This is a genomic window from Arthrobacter sp. UCD-GKA (assembly GCF_001863355.1).
Classification (GTDB): Bacteria; Actinomycetota; Actinomycetes; order Actinomycetales; family Micrococcaceae; genus Paeniglutamicibacter.
The window spans coordinates 579,262-595,763 of record NZ_MOLR01000001.1; the positions used below are offsets into that span (position 1 = coordinate 579,262).

A 16,502-nucleotide genomic window follows, 5' to 3' on the forward strand; every position below is an offset into this window, starting at 1 on the left:
ACATGGACGAAGCAACCGGAACCAGCGCCCTGGAGGACCGGATCCTGGGCGGGCTGGACGATGAACAGCGCATGGTCGCCACGACGCTGCGCGGCCCGCTGTGCGTGCTGGCCGGGGCCGGCACCGGCAAGACCCGCGCCATCACCCACCGCATCGCCTACGGCGTGCACACCGGGGTGTACAAGCCCTCCTCGATGCTCGCGGTGACCTTCACCGCCCGGGCCGCGGCGGAAATGCGCTCCCGGCTGCGCGAACTGGGCGCCGGGGCCGTGCAGACCCGCACCTTCCACGCCGCCGCGCTGCGCCAGCTGCAGTACTTCTGGCCGCAGGCCATCGGCGGGAACCTGCCGAACATCGTCGACTACAAGGCGCCGCTGATCACCGAGGCGGCACGCCGGCTGCGCACCAACGCGGACCGCGCCACCGTGCGCGACCTGGCCAGCGAGATCGAATGGGCGAAGGTCTCGATGCTGACCCCCGAGTCCTACGTCGCCGCCGCCGCGGCCGCCGACCGCGGGGAACCCGGCGGGCTGGACCCGACCACCGTCGCGCGGATCTTCCAGTCCTACGAGGACGTGAAGACCGATCGGCAGTTCATCGACTTCGAGGACGTGTTGCTGCTGACCGTGGCGATCCTGGAGGACGACGAGCGGGTCGCGGCCTCGGTGCGCGGCCAGTACCGGCACTTCGTGGTCGACGAGTACCAGGACGTTTCCCCGCTGCAGCAACGCCTGCTGGATCTGTGGCTCGGCGGGCGCGACGAGTTGTGCGTGGTGGGGGATGCCTCGCAGACCATCTATTCCTTCACCGGTGCCACCCCGCGGCACCTCTTGGACTTCACCGCGCGCTACGAGCACGCCCCGGTGGTCAAGCTGGTGCGCGACTACCGTTCCACCCCGCAGGTGGTGCACCTGGCCAACCGGGTGCTGGCCGCCCGCCGCCCCGAGGCCGGGGTGCCGGACCGCGACCATCCCTGGCCCACGCCGCTGGAACTGATCGCGCAGCGGGAAAACGGACCGGAGCCGAGCTTCTTCGAGGCGAAGGACGACGAGGCCGAGGCCGCGGAGATCGCGCAGCGGATCAAGAAGCTGATCGCGGCCGGCACCCCCGCGGCGGAAATCGCGATCCTGTACCGGACCAATGGGCAGTCCGCCGCCTATGAGCAGGCCCTGGCCTCCGCCGGGGTCGGCTACCTGCTGCGCGGCGGGGAACGCTTCTTCGCCCGGCGCGAGGTCCGCGACGCGATGCTGCAATTGCGCTCCGCCGCCCGCCACGCCACCACCGAGGCCGACGGCGACTCGGTCCCGAAGCTGACCCGCGACATCCTGGTCTCCCTGGGCTACAGCGCCACGGCCCCGGCCGCCTCCGGCGCGGTGCGGGAGAAATGGGAGTCGCTCTCCGCCCTGGTGGCGCTCGCCGACGAGATGGCCGAGGCACGGGCCGGGGCCGAGACCCCGTTCACCCTGGGGCTCTTCGTCGCCGAGCTGGAGGAGCGCGCCGCCAGCCAGCACGCACCGACGCTGCAGGGCGTCACGCTGGCCTCGCTGCACGCGGCCAAGGGCCTGGAGTGGGACGCGGTGTTCCTGGTCGGGCTCTCCGAGGGGCTGATGCCGATCTCCTTCGCCGACGACCAGGCCGGCTACGACGAGGAACGCCGGCTGCTCTACGTGGGCATCACCCGCGCCCGCATGCACCTGGGGCTGTCCTGGTCGCTGGCGCGCACCCCCGGGGGACGGGCCAACCGGCGGCCCTCGCGCTTCCTGGACGGGCTGCGCCCGGCGGGAACCTCATCGACGGCCGCGGCCCCGCGGGCCGTCCGGCGGCGGGCCCCGGCCGGTCCGCCGATGTGCCGGGTCTGCGGCACGCTGCTGACCAGTGCCACCGAGCGGAAGCTGGGCCGCTGCGGGAACTGCCCCGCCGGCTACGACGAGGCCGTGTTCGAATCCCTGCGCGCCTGGCGGCTGTCGGTCGCCCAGGCCAACTCGCTGCCGGCCTTCGTGATCTTCACCGATGCGACGCTGATGGCGATCGCCGAGGCGAAGCCCTCCGGGCTCTCGGACCTGGGCCGGGTCTCGGGGGTCGGCAAGGGCAAGCTGGAGCGCTACGGCGAGGCGGTGCTGGCGATCCTGGGCGGGGAAACCCTGGAATGACCGGCGTCGCGACCCGCCGGGATTCCCGGAATCGTCCGGCCTTCGGGGCCGGGCTCCGGCGCAACGCGGGATTCCGGACGGTGCGCCGGGGCGGGGCTTCAGGCGGCCAGCGAGTCCAGGCAGTTGCAGCGCGGACGCATCTTGGCCGGAACCATGGTGGTGGACCCGGTGGGCAGGTCGCACACGAGCATCGAGCCGGCGGCGGCGGGGATGTTGATGCGGTCCAGCACCATCAGCACCTGCATCGCGGCGATCCCCGCGGCGACGGCGGCCAGCGAGGCCTCCGGGCGCAGCCCCGGGACCCGCGCGCCGACGCCGGCGTCGGCGAGCATCCGCAGCGTCGGGTCGCATTGTTCCCACACGCAGCGTTCGCACATGGTCAGCCCCGGAAGGCACAGCGGGCCGAGGTTCATCCCCGAATCGGTGAACAGCACCGGCAGCATCGCGGCATCCGTGGGCAGCGATTCCAGCGGCGGGAGCATGCCGCCGGAGATCACCACCGCCATGTCCAGCGGCGGGGCATCGGGGCTTCGGTGCCCGGTCTCGGCCACCACCAGGTGCGGGTACAGGGACGCCAGCGCCCGGGCCGTGGCGCGGGCCCGCGGGGTGCCGACGCTGCCGATGCCGGTGGTCCCGGCGCCCAGGTCCCCGGCATCCATCGATGCCGCATCGCTGAGCATCAGCGAACCGACGCCCGCTGCGGCCAGGATGTGCGCCAACAGCTGGCCCATCCTCCCGCATCCCTGCAACGCGACCCGGGCACCGGCCCGGCGGGCGAGCACTTCGGCCGCGTCCATTTGGTAGGCCGCGCTCCACTGCCGCACATCGGGCACCAGCCGCGCCCCGAGCCCGTGGCCGGATCCCGGCCGGGCGCCGGGCGGCAGCTGGGCCGGGGTATCCAGCAGCACCGGGGCCAGCATCTCCAGGATCTCGCTGCGCCGGGCGGCATCGGGCCCCTGCTCCGTCGGCTGGCCTTGCGCGTGGCCCTCCGTGGGTGCCGCGGGGCCTTGCCCCTCGGTGCCCAGGGAGAGCACGAACCGCTTTTCGGCCGCGCTCAGCCCGGTTATCCACCGGGCGCGCTGCCCGGTGCCGATTTGCACCACGCCCTCCATTAGGCTGAGTACCTGCAAGCCCGGGTTGATCCTCATGATGTTGCTCCTTCGGGAACGGCGGCCCGGCGCGAATCCTCGTGGCCGGTGCCCTGCATGAACCCATCGTGGCACCGGGCCGCGAATGCCGCCGCGGTTATCCACACCCCGGGGCGGGAAAGCGGCGCGGCGGCGGCACCGGGGCAAGGTCCGCGGACGGCAGGAAGACGGCAGCACAGGCGCGGCGGAAAGGAAACAGCATGCGCACCCAACCATCCACCATCGAATACGTGGACGAGACGGGCACCCCCATCCGCGTGGTGCGCTCGGCCCGGCGCAAGAAGACGATCTCCGGGGCGTGGAAGCAGGACACCATGGTCGTCTCCGTGCCCGCGGGCCTCACCGAGCACGCCGAGCGCATGCTGGTGGCGGACATGGTCAAGAAGGTCATGCGCAAGGTCGTCCGGGGCGCCGGGGCGGACCCCGATGCCCTGCTGCTGGCCCGGGCGCACGCCATGGATGCGGAGCTTTTCGGACGCCTGGCCGCACCGGCCTCGGTGCGCTGGGTCTCGAACCAGAACTCGCGCTGGGGTTCGGCCAGCCTCCAGACCCGGAGGATCCGGCTTTCGGACCGGCTCCGGTCGATGCCGCAGTGGGTTCAGGACTACGTGCTGGCCCACGAACTGGCCCACCTGGTGGAGCCGCGCGACGGCCACGGCCCGCGGTTCAAGGCSGCCTTGTCCCGCTACCCGCGGGTGCACGATGCCACCATCTTCTTGTCCGGGGCCAGCCACGGCTTCCACGCGGCCAAGACTGCCGCGGCGCAACCGGCACGTACGTTGGATGCGGAAGACGACTTCGACGACTTCGGGGACCTCGACGAGCTCGGTGGCCCCGGAGCCCGGGACCGTTTTGGCGGCGGTGTCCACGGCGGGGAAGCGGGAGATCCGTACCGGTTGTTCGGCTGAGCCGCCCGCCGGGCGGATCCACCGGGAAACGCGAAGGGGTGCCGGCGCGCAATGCGCCGGCACCCCTTGTCCAAAACCCTCCACGACCGGCGGACCGACCGCCGGTGGACTACTTGTCGGTGGAGCTGTCCGTGGGATTGCCCGCTTCGGGACCCTTGTCGGTTCCGTCTCCGTCGGTTCCGTCGGTTCCATCGGCTTCCCCGGTACCGTCGGTTTCGTCGGCATCGCCGCTGCCCGCCGCGGGCTCGTCGAACCCTCCGTCGAGCAGCTTGCTCAGCGCGGCGTCGATGTCATCCATGCTGGCCTCGGCCAGCTGGCGGCGCGAGGTGAACCCGGTCGGGTCCATCAGGTCCTCTTCGGTCGGCAGCAGGTCGGGGTGCGCCCACACGGCGTCGCGCCCCTCCTGTCCGCGCTCGGTCAACAGGTGCGCCCAGAGGGCCGCCGCCTCGCGCAGGCGCCGCGGACGCAATTCCAGTCCCACCAGCGAGGCGAACGCGCTCTCCGCCGGTCCGCCGGTGGCCCGGCGGCGGCGGATGGTTTCGCGCAGCCGGGTTGCCTGGGGCAGGTTCACCGCGGCCGCGGCGACGACCTCGTCGACCCAGCCCTCGATCAGCGCCAGCACCAGCTCGAGCTTGGCCAGCGCGGTTTCCTGCGCCGCGGTGCGCTGGGGCATGAACAGCCCCTCGCCCATCAGGGACTGGAAGGACTCGGGATTGCTCGGGTCGATGTCCCGCACGGCTTCCTCGATGCGCGACATGTCGATGTGGATGCCGCGGGCGTAGGCCTCCACCGAGGAGATCACCGAGGAGCGCAGCCACGGCACGCGGTTGAACAACCGGGCGTGGGCGCATTCGCGCAGCGCGGCAAAAAGCAGGATCTCCTGCTCGGGAACCTCAAGGCCCTCGCCGAACGCGGCGAGGTTGGTCGGCACCAGCGCGGGGGTGGACCCGGCCAGCGGAAGCCCGATGTCGGTGGCGCCCAGCACGTCCTTGGCCAGGCCGCCGACGGCCGTGCCCAGCTGCATGCCGAACATGGTGCCGCCCAGGGACTGGAGCATGCCCTGTGCCCCGCCCATCATCGGCCGCATCTGCTCGGGGATCTGCTCGGAGAGCGCGGAGGTGATGGCCTTGCCGACGGACTCGGCGACCGGCGTGGTCAGCGACTTCCACACCGGCATGGTCTTTTCGACCCACTCGGCGCGGGAGAAGGCGCGGCATTCGCTGCCGTCGGCCTCAAACACCGTGGCGGCATCGAGCCACATCTCGGCCAGCCGGGCCGCGGAGGCCACGGCGGCGGCGCGGGAAGCGGAAACCGAGGGGTCGTCCTTGGCGATGGCCTGGCGTGCCGCATCGGTGGCCATCTTCCAGTTCACCGGGCCGGAGCCGCCCTGGGCCATGGCGGACATCATGGCCTGGGCCTGCGCCATCATCTGCGCCATGGCTTCGGGGTTGTTGGACAGGCCCATGGCCTCGCCCAGGCCCTCGGGAAGGTTTTTCGGGTCGAATCCGCCAGCACCGCCAAAGAGCGAGCCGAACATCTCGGAGAACGGATCCTTCGGGTTCTCGTCGTCGTTGCCGGAGTCGTCGGGTCGGTTTGATGGGGGATTCTCAGCCATGGTTCAACGGTACCCCCGGGCCCGGGGATCGGCCCAAGCTCCGGGTTGCCAGTTCGCTGTGGGCACATCGGAACCTGCTGTGAAGCAGCGGCCCGCATCCGTGCCGCACACGGCCGCCGCGGTCCGGGCTTGTAGGCTTGAGGCTGCTCGTGGCGTGCGGCGCACGCCTCGCCCCGCGGGGCGCAGAGACCAGCAATGAAAGAGGGAATCGTGCCAGCAGCGCATGAAGAAGCCGGGGACCGGGCCGGCCTGAACGCCGCGGGGACCGAAGGAACGCACCCGGGCCCGGACGGCGCCGACCACGGCCCGCTGCTGCACCGCTGGCCCGCACCGGACCCCGGGACGGCCCGGATGCGGCGCAACCGCGCGGTCGCCGGCTGGATCACGATGGTGCTGATCGCGGCCGCGACGCTGCTGCCAACCCACTTCGTGGTCGAATCCGCCGGCCCGGCGCTGAACACCATCGGGTCCGTCAACGGGACCAAGCTCCTGAGCATCAGCGGCGAGCAGACCTACCCGACCTCCGGCGAGCTGGACATGACCACGGTGTACGTCCAGGGCGGGGGCCAGGCGCGGCTGCCGTTCTTCAACGTGCTCTGGGGCTGGATCGACCCGACCCAGGACGTGGTCCCCGAGGAGACGGTGCTGCCGCGGGGCACCACCACCACCGAACAGAGCGAACAGAACACCGTGATGATGGACGACTCGCAGCAGCTGTCCACCGCCGCGGCCCTGCACGAGCTGGACATCCCCTTCTCCAGCCACCTGGGCGTCGTGGGATTCGCGACCCAGCAGAATTCCGGCGTGCTGAAGATCTCCGACCGGCTCGAAACCATCAACGGGCACAAGATCACCGACCTGGATGCGCTCAAGAAGCAGCTCGATGCCGCCGGCGCGAAGCCCAGCGTCCTGGGGATCCTGCGCGACGGGAAGCGGGCCGAGGTCACGGTGTCCACCACCGAGGGGGCCGGGGGCCAGCGCCAGCTCGGGATCCTGCTCTCGGGCAGCTTCGACTTCCCGCTGCAGGCCAAGTTCGGGCTGGAGAACGTCGGCGGGCCCAGCGCCGGGATGATGTTCGCCCTGGCCATCGTCGATACGCTCACCCCGGGCGAGATGACCGGGGGCAAGCACTTTGCCGGGACCGGGGCGATCACCGCCGACGGCAAGGTGGAACCGATCGGCGGCATCGCGCAGAAGCTCGTCGGCGCCCGCGACCAGGGCGCATCGTACTTCCTGGCCCCGGCGGAGAACTGCCCCGACGTGGTCGGCAGGATTCCCGACGGGCTCGACGTCATCAAGGTGGCCACGCTCTCCGAGGCACGCGCGGCGGTCGAGGGGATCGGCGCGGGCAAGGACCCGGCGTCCTTCCCCGGCTGCGGCTAGCGCCGGCGGTTCCCCGTGCGGGGAGCGCGGGCACCAACGGAGCGGATCACAATCGGCTCACATTTGTGCGACATCATCCTTTAGGGTGCCCCGCCGGGCGGCCATGCAAGGCAGAATAGAGAACAAAGACACACTTCCGGTGCGCTTTCTGCGCGCCAATCGTTCCAACGGTAGAGGTATAAATTGAGTTTTGGCACCGGCAGCCCCTTCGGAGGGCCCCCACGGGGTCCCGAAGGACGTCCCGACCCGCAGCCGCACCAGCGACGCCCATCCCCACTGATGCCCACGATCATCGTGATCGGCATCCTGGTCGCCATTTTCGTCTTCGTCTCCAGCGTCTACGCGGATGTGCTGTGGTTCAACCAGCTCGGCTTTGAACGCGTGTTCTGGACCGAGTACCTGTCCAAGGCGGCGATCTTCGTGGTCGCCTTCCTGCTCATGGGCGCGGCAACCTGGCTCTCGCTGCGCCTGGCCTACCGTTCGCGGCCGGTCTACGCCCCGGACGGGCAGCGCCAGGACAACATGTCCAAGTACCAGTCGCAGCTCGAGCCGATGCGCCGCCTGCTGATGATCGGCGTGCCGGTGGTGATCGGCATCTTTGCCGCCACCGCGGTCACCTCGCAGTGGAAGGAAGTGCTGCTCTTCTTCAACCAGGTCGACTTCGGTGAGACCGACCCGCAGTTCGGCATGGACCTGTCCTTCTACATGTTCTCGCTGCCGTTCATCGGCCTGCTGACCGGGTACCTGATCTCCGTGGTGCTCATCGCCGGGATCGCCGGGCTGCTGACCCACTACCTCTACGGGGGCATCCGCATCGAGGAGCGCGGCGGCGTTGTCATCGGCAAGCCCGCCCGCATCCACATCGCGGTCTTCGCCGTGGCCTTCCTGCTGCTGCAGGCCGTGAACTTCTGGGTCGACCGCTACTCCACGCTGCTCTCGCAAAACGGCCGCGTGGCCGGCGCCCTGTACACCGACGTGCACGCGGTCATCCCGACCAAGACGATCCTGGCGATCGCCGCCGTGCTGGTCGCGGTGACCTTCATCGTCGGGGCCATCATGGGCCGCTGGCGCCTGCCGATCATCGGCACCGCGATGCTGCTGGTGACGGTCATCGTCGCCGGGGGCATCTACCCGTTCATCGTGCAGCAGTACCAGGTCGTCCCGTCGGAAAAGACGCTGGAACGCGAATTCATCCAGAAGAACATCGAGATGACGCGCAWGGCCTACGGCCTGGATTCGGTCGAGGAGACGCCGTACGACGTCCAGCTGAACCCGCAGAAGAACGCGTTGTCCAAGGACTCGGCAACGACCACCAACATCCGCCTGCTGGACCCGAACCTGGTCTCGGCCGCGTTCGACCAGCTGCAGCAGTTCCGCACGTACTACAAGTTCACCAAGACGCTGAACGTGGACCGCTACGAGATCGACGGCAAGACCGAAGACACCGTCATTGGCGTGCGCGAGCTCAACGTCGACCCGGGTGACACCTGGGTCAACCAGCACATCACCTACACCCACGGCTACGGCCTGGTTGCCGCCTACGGCAACCGCGTGGCAGCCGGCGGGCGCCCGGACTTCATGCTGTCCGGCATCCCGACCCAGGGCGTGCTGGGCAACGACGACACCTACGAACCGCGGATCTACTTCGGCGAAACCTCGCCCGACTACTCGATCGTCGGCGGCCCCGAGGGCTGGGAGCCGCGCGAGCTCGACCGCCCGGCCTCCGGTGCGGGCAGCGAAGACACCCGCAACACCTTCGATGGCGACGGAGGGCCCTCGGTGGGCAACTTCTTCAACCGCCTGGTGTACTCGCTGAAGTTCGCCTCCACCGACCTGTTGCTCTCGGATGCGATCAACTCCGAGTCGCAGATCCTCTACGACCGCAACCCCAAGGACCGCGTCAAGAAGGTCGCGCCCTACCTGACCGTGGACTCCAACGCCTACCCGGCCATCGTCGATGGACGCGTGCAGTGGATCGTCGATGCCTACACGACCTCGAAGAACTACCCGTACTCCAAGCAGCAGGCACTGGACTCGGCGGTCACCGACTCGCTGACCGGCGGCACCCGCGCGGTGGCCGCGACGGGGCAGATCAACTACATCCGCAACTCGGTCAAGGCAACCGTGGACGCGTACGACGGTTCGGTCACGCTCTACGCATGGGAACCCGAGGAACCGCTGCTGCAGGCCTGGCAGAAGGTCTTCCCGACGAACATCAAGTCCTACAAGGACATGTCCGCCGAGCTGATGAGCCACGTGCGCTACCCCGAGGACCTGTTCAAGGTCCAGCGCGAACTGCTGGCCACGTACCACGTGACCGATCCCGGCGGATTCTACGACTCCAACGATGCCTGGTCGGTCCCCTCCGACCCGACGCAGTCCAACGCGAGCGTCAAGCAGCCCCCGTACTACCTGTCGCTGAAGATGCCGAAGCAGGAGAAGGAAGCCTTCTCGCTGACCTCGACGTTCATCCCGCAGACCGCCCCGGGCGGCCAGCAGCGCAACGTGCTGTTCGGCTTCCTGGCGGCCGAGGCCGATGCCGGCAACAAGGCCGGCGTCAAGGGCGAGGGCTATGGCAAGCTCCGCCTGCTGGCCATCCCGCGTGAGCTCTCCGTGCCCGGCCCCGGCCAGGCACAGCAGAACTTCGACTCCAACGCCACGGTCTCGCAGGCGTTGAACCTGCTGCGCCAGGGCGCCTCGGAAGTGAAGAACGGCAACCTGCTCTCGCTGCCCGTGGGCGGCGGCATCCTCTATGTCCAGCCGGTCTACGTGCAGTCCTCCGGACAGACCTCGTACCCGACCCTGCGCAAGGTGCTCGTTGCCTTCGGCGACAAGGTCGGATTCGCGGACACGCTCGCCGAGGCCCTGGACCAGGTGTTCCAGGGGACCAGCGGCGCGGTCACCAGCGAAACCGGGACCGGAACCGGAGACGGCGGCGAGGAGCCCGGAACACCTCCGGCCACGCAGACCGCCGAGCAGCAGCTCACCGATGCCCTGGGCGACGCCAACGCGGCAATCAAGGCCGGACAGGCCGCACTGGCCGAGGGCGACTTCGCCAAGTACGGCGCGGAGCAGACCAAGCTGCAGGATGCACTGGAACGCGCCACCGAGGCACAGGACGAATTGACGGGCGCCCCGGCTCCCACCGAGACTCCTGCGCCATCGGAAACCCCGGCACCGTCCGAGTCCCCGGCGCCGTAAGGCACCGGTCGCGGAGCAATCCGGTGTCGCCCTGCCGGGCATGTGAGCAGGGCGACACCGCCAGGATTTGCTTCGGCGAAGCCCCGTGCGCGATGATTGATATATCGCCGCGGGGTGGAGCAGTTCGGTAGCTCGCCGGGCTCATAACCCGGAGGTCACAGGTTCAAATCCTGTCCCCGCCACGAAAGAAAGACCCTGACCAGGGAAACCTGGTCAGGGTCTTTCCTTGTCTGCTGCCAGGCGCTGCGGGGCTCCGCCGGGATGGTGGGGAGTGTCACCTTGGTAAATTTCGCTGAAGCCGCTTTTCGATGCAGCAATCCAATGTAGTTGGCGTCCCTCTCGTTGGCATTGGCCGGGAAATCGCGAAAATCCGACGAAACCACGGGTCGATTAGGTATGACGTGGGGACGCTGGTACTGTTGTATCTACCGACGCGGGGTGGAGCAGTTCGGTAGCTCGCCGGGCTCATAACCCGGAGGTCACAGGTTCAAATCCTGTCCCCGCCACAAAGAAATGATCCGCGGTCCTGTTACAGGGCCGCGGATCATTTGTCTTAATCGCACACAGCCGACCTGGGTGTGGGGCCTGCGGCCTATAGGACACGATCGGGCATGCGTACGGCATGCCACGGGGCGCTGGACGATGCAGTCGAGGTCGGTCTCCGGTGCTCTGCGCCGGGCCCCTTGAAATACGGTGAAATGCCAACTGACCTGATATTTTGCAGTACAACCGGGCGGTCGTCATAGACTTGAACGGTAAGTTGTCGGCTTGGCATATGTCGAGCATTGTCGAGTCCATACGAGGTAAAGCCAACATGCCGAAGCAGCCAGCATCGAAAAAAGGTGTTCCGGCGAAGAATGCCGTTCCAGCCGACGCCGTGCGCCCAACGCCTGCCAAGGCCGCAGCTGCGGCAAACGCACCCGCGGCCGGGAAGACACCGCCGGCTGCCGGCACCACCAAGCCTGCTTCTGCTGTGAACACCGCACCAGCGTCGGCGAACTCGACGAACGGAACGCCCCGGACGCCCGCGGTGCAGACGAATTCAAAGCCAAGCCCGGCAACCTTCGGCAAGCCTGCAGGCTTTGTGGCGAAGCCCCCGAAGCCGGGAACCCCCGTTGCCGACACGCCCAAGCCGGAAAATGCGGCCCAGGCGACGAAGCCAGGCAACAAGAACCAGGTCCCCGCACCGCAGGCCGCACGGACGCCGGCTTCGAAGACCGGCCCGATGCCCAAGCCCGGACCGATTGCTCCCGCCCGGACGGAGAAGGGCAACGAGGCTCCGGCTCCCGCTCCGACGGCAAACGTGCCCCCGGCAAAGAGTGCCCCGAGCCCCAAGCCCCCCGCTCCGGAGCAGGCTCCCAAGGCCGCTGCACCCGGCCCGGTTGCTTCCCCTGCGCCGGGCAAGCCCGGCGCCCCGGCAACCAGTCAGGCCGTGCCCCCGGCAGCCGGTCCCGCAGCGGGCAAGAAGCAAGCTGACACGGCACGGACGGGGGCCTTCGACAGCTCGGTGAAGAAACCGGCAGCCCGCGAGGAACCCGCAAAAAGCCCGTTCCAGGCCAGTGCGTCGTCCGCGACGGAAGCGGCATCGCGCCCGGCGGCGGCCACGCAACCTGCCAAGGCCTCCGAGGTCAAGCCGGACCCGTTGGAATCCGGGGCCGCCGCGCCGGAACCTGCAAGCACGGCAGCCTCCGACTCAGCAACCCCTGCACCCGGCCCGGCCCGGACACCGGATGCACCCGCGGCCGAACCGGATGGCGCTGCCGCAACCGTGGCCGCACCCGATGCCGCGGGACCGCCCCGGAACCGGGAAGCCACGGCAACGGACAGCGAGATCCCGCAAACCGAGATCCCGCAAACCGAGACCCCGGTTGCCGAGGAACCCGCGGGGGAGCAGCCCACGGCTGGTGCCCGAGACGCGGCGGCGCCTTCCCCAGCGGCTGGAACGCCCCGGGGCGGCGCCTCCCGTGGCATCGTGGTTGCACTGCTGGTCGTGTCCTTCATCCTCGAAGTTGCACTGCTCGGTGCGCTTGGAATTTGGGGCCTGGTGGTACTGCCGCTGAGCACCGCGATGTCGCTGATTGTCACCGTCGTGCCGTTGCTGGTCTTCTGGGCTGTTTTCATGTCGCCCAAGGCGAGCCTGCGCTTGCCCCAGCCCTACCACGCGATCTTGGCGCACTTGCTGTTTGCCACCGGTGCGGGGTTGCTGGCCATTGCCGGACAACCGGTCCTGGCGGTGTGCATGGGAGTGCTGACCGCCATCAGCCTGGCGCTGACCGTTGCCGTCCGTGGCCAGAACGTGGCCGGCGGCAAGAAGGCCACCGGGCGGCGCGCCGCACGCTAGGAGGCCGCCCAGCGGTGCCGCATCCGGTGCCCGCCCTCCGTGGGAATGGCCGACCCCTGCGGGTACGTGCTGGCTAGGGCAGCAGGGATGCCAGCAGGCCGCCGAGAAGCCCGGCAGCCAGTCCGGCACCAAGGGTCAGCCCGGTGTAGGACGCCGCCATCGCCCGGGCTCCGGAGCGCCACAGGGACACGGCCGCCACGATGAAGGTGCTCATGGTGCTCAGCCCCCCGCACACGCCCAGAACCAAGGCCAGGATCAGCAGCCCCGGCCAAGAGTCTAGGTGATCCGGGTGCCAGGCGATTCCGTGGCCCGCGGCCCACGCCGCGCCCCCGCCGACCAGCAGGCAAGCCAGGGTGTTTGCCAGCAGGATGCCCAGCGGAAAGATCCGGGTTCCCGCGGCGGCGCGTCGGTGCTGCGTGGCGGAGAGCACGACATCCAGCAGGTAGCGCAGCAACGCGCCGAACGCCCCGGCCAAGGCAATGAGCAGGAAGCCGGCGGGGCCAAGTGCGTTCATGTGGGCCCTCCCGCGTCCGGGGTCCCGGGGTGCCGAGAGCCGGCCGCTGGCGCCGGACCCGCCGGTGCTCCGCGGTCCAGCACCCGTTCAACGACGGCCATGGCCGCCCAGGCCGCCGCCACGCACAGCACCAGCGAGACCGCCAGATCCAGCACGACGGCACCCGCCCCCGCGCCGAGGGCGAAGAGGATCAGGGCGGAGAACGTCGTGAAGGCGCCCAGGAAGCCGGTTCCGACGCCGGCGCGCAGCCAGCCTGGCCCGCGACGGGTCACCTGCCAGTAGCTGGTCAGCGCGCCCAGGGCGGCGGTGCCTGCGACATTGATGGCCAAGGTGGTGGCCGGGAAGCCGGGGCCGTCGGGGAACCACAGGCCCAGGCCGACCCGCAGGCCGGCACCGCACAGGCCTCCGACGGCGACCGCGGCCAGGTTCCGGCCGGTGATCCGCGGTGCGGGCCTTGGCGGGGTTGCCTGGGGTGCGATGGCGTTGGTCGTCGCGTCGCGGCACGGCTGCGCGCTGCCATGGGCCCCTTGCCCGCCCGGTATTTTCGGCTCGTCCATTCCCGGCGCCCGGTTCCGCTGCCTAGGCGTTGGTGGGCACGGACAGCACCCACAGCATGGTCGCGTCGATGTCGCTGATCCGCGGATGCGGCAGTTCGATGGTGGCCCCCGGCCAGATGCCAAGCTCCGTGCACAGGCGCAGGAACGCGGGGTCCTCGTCGCTGATCCGGGACACGACGGCGGCGGTGGGTGCCCCGGCGGCCTGGAAGCGGTCAAGCCGGATCGCCGGGGGCATCGCCAGGGAGCCGTCGGGTCCGGGGATCGGGTCCCCGTGCGGGTCGGCGGCCGGGTGTCCCAGGCGTGCTGCCAGGGCCTCGATGAAGCGGGTCGAAACCGTGTGCTCGAGCTGCTCGGCCTCCTCGTGCACCTCGTCCCAGGCGTAGCCCAGCTCGTTGAGCAGGAAAGTCTCGATGAGCCGGTGCCGGCGCACCACGGACAGCGCGGCCAGGCGTCCGGACTCGGTGAACGTGATGGCACCGTAGGGCGGGTGGACCAGAAGGTCCTTGCCGGCCAGCTTGGAGACCATCGAGGTCGCCGACGCCGGGGCCACGCCCAGCTGCGCGGCGATGTTCCCGGTGGTCACCGGCTCGTTCTCCCACTCGGTCAGCGCGTAAAGCGCCTTGAGGTAGTTTTCCTCGCTCGGGGTCAGCGGTGCCGGAAGCATTAGCGGCCGGCGTTCAGGATTTCCAGTGCGGCGTCGTGGACCAGGCCGTTGCTGGCCACGGCATTGCCGCCGTTGCAGCCATCGACGCCCTCCACCGAGGTGAAGCGGCCCCCGGCCTCGCGCACGATCGGCACCAGGGCGGCCATGTCGTAGAGGTTCAGTTCCGGCTCGGCGGCCAGGTCCACGGCGCCCTCGGCGACCATGCAGTAGGACCAGAAGTCCCCGTAGGCGCGGGTGCGCCAGAGCGAGTCGGTCAGCTCGATGAAGTTCTCGCGCTGCCCGCGTTCCTTCCAGCCGGTCAGCGAGGAGTAGGACAGCGAGGCGTCCTCGAGCTTGGCCACCGAGGAGACCTTCAGCTTGTGGGCGCTGGCCATGGAGCGGCCGGTGTAGGCGCCCATGTCCTTCGCGGCCCACCAGCGGCGGTTCAGTGCCGGGGCGGAGACCAGCCCGACGACCGGCTCCCCGTCGTCGATCAGCGCGATCAGCGTGGCCCAGACCGGCACCCCGCGCACGAAGTTCTTGGTTCCGTCGATCGGGTCGATGACCCAGTGCCGGTTGGACTTGCCGGTGGTGCCGAATTCCTCGCCGGTGATCGCATCGCGGGGCCGGGCGCGGGAGATGTGCGAGCGGATGGCTTCCTCGGCCGCCTTGTCCGCGTCCGAGACCGGGGTCAAGTCCGGCTTGGTCTCCACGACCAGGTCCACGGCGTTGAAGCGCGAGAGGGTCAGGGCATCGACCGAGTCGGCGATGACGTGGGCCAGTCGCAGGTCATCGTTATAGGTCATCACGTCGGTGTTCATAGGCTTAAACCTATCCCACCGAGCCCCGCCCGCCTCGCAGGATGCCGCCGGGGGCGGCCGCACCTGCGGCGAACGGTCGGTGCCCGGGCCCGGAGGGAAGCCCGGGCGGCGCAGGCTCAGGGCGCCCCGAGCTCCTTGGCCTCGGCGGTCTCGTCCTGGCCCAACAGCCGGCGGTAGGACTCCAGTCGGGCAATGCCCACCGGACCGGCCTCCCCGGAGGCCACCCACGCATCCAGCGCGCACTTCGGCTCGGTGGCCTTGTGCGTGCAGCCGCGGGCGCACCGGTTGGCGACCGGGACCAGGTCGTCGAAGGCGTTGAGGATGTTCTCCGGGTCCACCAGGGCGAGTCCGAAGGAGCGGATGCCGGGGGTGTCGATGATCCAGGAGCCGGCCGGGGCATCGTCGATGCGCAGCGCCAGCGCCGAGGAGGAGGTGTGGCGTCCGCGCCCGGTGACGGCGTTGACGTTGCCGGTGGCGCGCTGGGCGCCGGTGAGCGCGTTGACCAGCGTGGACTTGCCCACGCCCGAGTGCCCGATGACCACCGAGACCTTCGAGGCGAGCATCTCGCGCAGTTCCTCCACCGGGGTGCCGGCCAGCCGGGCCGAGAGCCCGTCGGCGCTTCTGGCGTCGATGCCGGTGGCCGACTCGTCGGTGGTGCGCGAGACCACGATGTCGATGTCAAGGTGCCGGTAGTTCTCCAGGAACGGTTCCGGGTCCCGCACGTCGGCCTTGGTGATGCACAGCAGCGGGTGGATGCCCGCGTCGAAGGCCGCGACGATGGCCCGGTCGATGAACCCGGTGCGCGGCTCCGGGTTGGCCGCGGCCACCACGATCACCAGCTGGTCGACGTTGGCCACCACGACGCGCTCCACCGGGTCGGTGTCGTCCGCGCTGCGGCGCAGCAGGGTGGATCGGTCCTGGATGCGCACCAGCCGGGCCAGGGTGTCAGGCTCCCCGGAGGTGTCTCCGACCAGGGCCACGAAGTCCCCGGGGACCACCGGGTTGCGGCGCAGCTCGCGGGCGCGGGCGGCGATCACGATCCGTTCCTCGGGGGTGTCCTCGTCGAGGATGGCGCGGTAGCGGCCGCGGTCCACCGTGATGATCCGCCCGATCAGCGCATCCTCGTAGGCGGGGCGGTCCTTGGTGCGGGGTCGTGTGCCTTTTTTGTTGGGGCGGATGCGGACATCCGATTCGTCCCAGTCCCGTGTGCTGCGTGTCATG

General features: G+C 69.8%; 12 protein-coding genes and 2 tRNA genes. 7 read left to right on the plus strand and 7 right to left on the minus strand.

What is annotated here, in order from left to right:
• Positions 1 to 2: 2 nt before the first annotated feature.
• On the plus strand, positions 3 to 2,150 hold the full coding sequence (locus tag BLJ79_RS02730) for an ATP-dependent DNA helicase UvrD2 (protein WP_071213110.1): 2,148 nt from the start codon (positions 3 to 5) through the stop codon (positions 2,148 to 2,150).
• Between the two features lie 98 nt (positions 2,151 to 2,248).
• Here BLJ79_RS02730 and BLJ79_RS02735 read toward each other — a convergent pair whose 3' ends face one another.
• Positions 2,249 to 3,298 (minus strand): ThiF family adenylyltransferase, encoded by a 1,050-nt coding sequence (locus tag BLJ79_RS02735; RefSeq protein WP_071213111.1) that lies wholly within the window; start codon positions 3,296 to 3,298, stop codon positions 2,249 to 2,251.
• Positions 3,299 to 3,498: 200 nt separating this feature from the next.
• Here BLJ79_RS02735 and BLJ79_RS02740 point away from each other — a divergent pair, with 200 nt between their 5' ends.
• The gene (locus tag BLJ79_RS02740) at positions 3,499 to 4,206 is read left to right on the plus strand and encodes a M48 metallopeptidase family protein (RefSeq protein ID WP_071213112.1); all 708 of its coding nucleotides are present in this window, start codon (positions 3,499 to 3,501) and stop codon (positions 4,204 to 4,206) included.
• A 109-nt stretch (positions 4,207 to 4,315) separates the two neighbouring features.
• On the opposite strand, the gene BLJ79_RS02745 is transcribed toward BLJ79_RS02740, so the two are convergent.
• Entirely contained in the window at positions 4,316 to 5,821 is a 1,506-nt protein-coding gene (locus BLJ79_RS02745; RefSeq protein WP_071213113.1) for a zinc-dependent metalloprotease, read from the minus strand.
• A gap of 210 nt (positions 5,822 to 6,031) precedes the next feature.
• On the opposite strand from BLJ79_RS02745, the gene BLJ79_RS02750 reads away from it, so the two are divergent.
• The 5 genes from BLJ79_RS02750 (at position 6,032) to BLJ79_RS02770 (ending at position 12,746) form a co-directional block, all read left to right on the plus strand.
• Positions 6,032 to 7,204 carry a YlbL family protein gene (locus tag BLJ79_RS02750; protein WP_175475366.1) on the plus strand — a complete coding sequence of 391 codons (1,173 nt, stop codon included), beginning with the start codon at positions 6,032 to 6,034 and terminating at the stop codon, positions 7,202 to 7,204.
• A gap of 279 nt (positions 7,205 to 7,483) precedes the next feature.
• Positions 7,484 to 10,405: a UPF0182 family membrane protein gene (locus BLJ79_RS02755; RefSeq protein WP_071213114.1), complete on the plus strand. Its 2,922-nt coding sequence runs from the start codon at positions 7,484 to 7,486 to the stop codon at positions 10,403 to 10,405.
• A gap of 108 nt (positions 10,406 to 10,513) precedes the next feature.
• Positions 10,514 to 10,587 (plus strand) — tRNA-Met (locus BLJ79_RS02760).
• Positions 10,588 to 10,837: 250 nt separating this feature from the next.
• Positions 10,838 to 10,911: transfer RNA gene (locus tag BLJ79_RS02765), tRNA-Met, on the plus strand.
• 524 nt (positions 10,912 to 11,435) lie between these two features.
• A complete protein-coding gene (locus BLJ79_RS02770; RefSeq protein WP_071213115.1) occupies positions 11,436 to 12,746 on the plus strand; it encodes a YrdB family protein in 1,311 nt (436 codons plus the stop codon).
• Positions 12,747 to 12,819: 73 nt separating this feature from the next.
• Here BLJ79_RS02770 and BLJ79_RS02775 read toward each other — a convergent pair whose 3' ends face one another.
• From BLJ79_RS02775 to rsgA, 5 genes are all read right to left on the minus strand, one after another.
• Positions 12,820 to 13,260, minus strand: coding sequence for a fluoride efflux transporter FluC (locus BLJ79_RS02775; RefSeq protein ID WP_071213116.1), 441 nt, complete (start codon positions 13,258 to 13,260; stop codon positions 12,820 to 12,822).
• Positions 13,257 to 13,817, minus strand: a complete 561-nt coding sequence (locus BLJ79_RS02780; RefSeq protein WP_083410953.1) for a fluoride efflux transporter FluC — start codon at positions 13,815 to 13,817, stop codon at positions 13,257 to 13,259. Before BLJ79_RS02780 ends, BLJ79_RS02775 begins: the two co-directional genes overlap by 4 nt.
• Before the next feature lie 22 nt (positions 13,818 to 13,839).
• Positions 13,840 to 14,481: a metal-dependent transcriptional regulator gene (locus BLJ79_RS02785; RefSeq protein WP_071213117.1), complete on the minus strand. Its 642-nt coding sequence runs from the start codon at positions 14,479 to 14,481 to the stop codon at positions 13,840 to 13,842.
• Positions 14,481 to 15,281: a histidinol-phosphatase gene (hisN, locus tag BLJ79_RS02790; protein WP_071213118.1), complete on the minus strand. Its 801-nt coding sequence runs from the start codon at positions 15,279 to 15,281 to the stop codon at positions 14,481 to 14,483. Before hisN ends, BLJ79_RS02785 begins: the two co-directional genes overlap by 1 nt.
• 116 nt (positions 15,282 to 15,397) lie before the next feature.
• Positions 15,398 to 16,501, minus strand: coding sequence for a ribosome small subunit-dependent GTPase A (gene rsgA / locus BLJ79_RS02795; RefSeq protein ID WP_071213119.1), 1,104 nt, complete (start codon positions 16,499 to 16,501; stop codon positions 15,398 to 15,400).
• Between the last annotated feature and the right edge of the window lies 1 nt (position 16,502).

Bases quoted from the DNA above. Each gene is read 5' to 3' on its own strand.
- BLJ79_RS02730 (WP_071213110.1), top strand. From the start codon at position 3: ATGGACGAAGCAACCGGAACCAGCGCCCTGGAGGACCGGATCCTGGGC.
- BLJ79_RS02735 (WP_071213111.1), bottom strand. From the start codon at position 3,298: ATGAGGATCAACCCGGGCTTGCAGGTACTCAGCCTAATGGAGGGCGTG.
- BLJ79_RS02745 (WP_071213113.1), bottom strand. From the start codon at position 5,821: ATGGCTGAGAATCCCCCATCAAACCGACCCGACGACTCCGGCAACGAC.
- BLJ79_RS02775 (WP_071213116.1), bottom strand. From the start codon at position 13,260: ATGAACGCACTTGGCCCCGCCGGCTTCCTGCTCATTGCCTTGGCCGGG.
- BLJ79_RS02780 (WP_083410953.1), bottom strand. From the start codon at position 13,817: ATGGACGAGCCGAAAATACCGGGCGGGCAAGGGGCCCATGGCAGCGCG.
- BLJ79_RS02785 (WP_071213117.1), bottom strand. From the start codon at position 14,481: ATGCTTCCGGCACCGCTGACCCCGAGCGAGGAAAACTACCTCAAGGCG.
- hisN (WP_071213118.1), bottom strand. From the start codon at position 15,281: ATGAACACCGACGTGATGACCTATAACGATGACCTGCGACTGGCCCAC.
- rsgA (WP_071213119.1), bottom strand. From the start codon at position 16,501: ATGACACGCAGCACACGGGACTGGGACGAATCGGATGTCCGCATCCGC.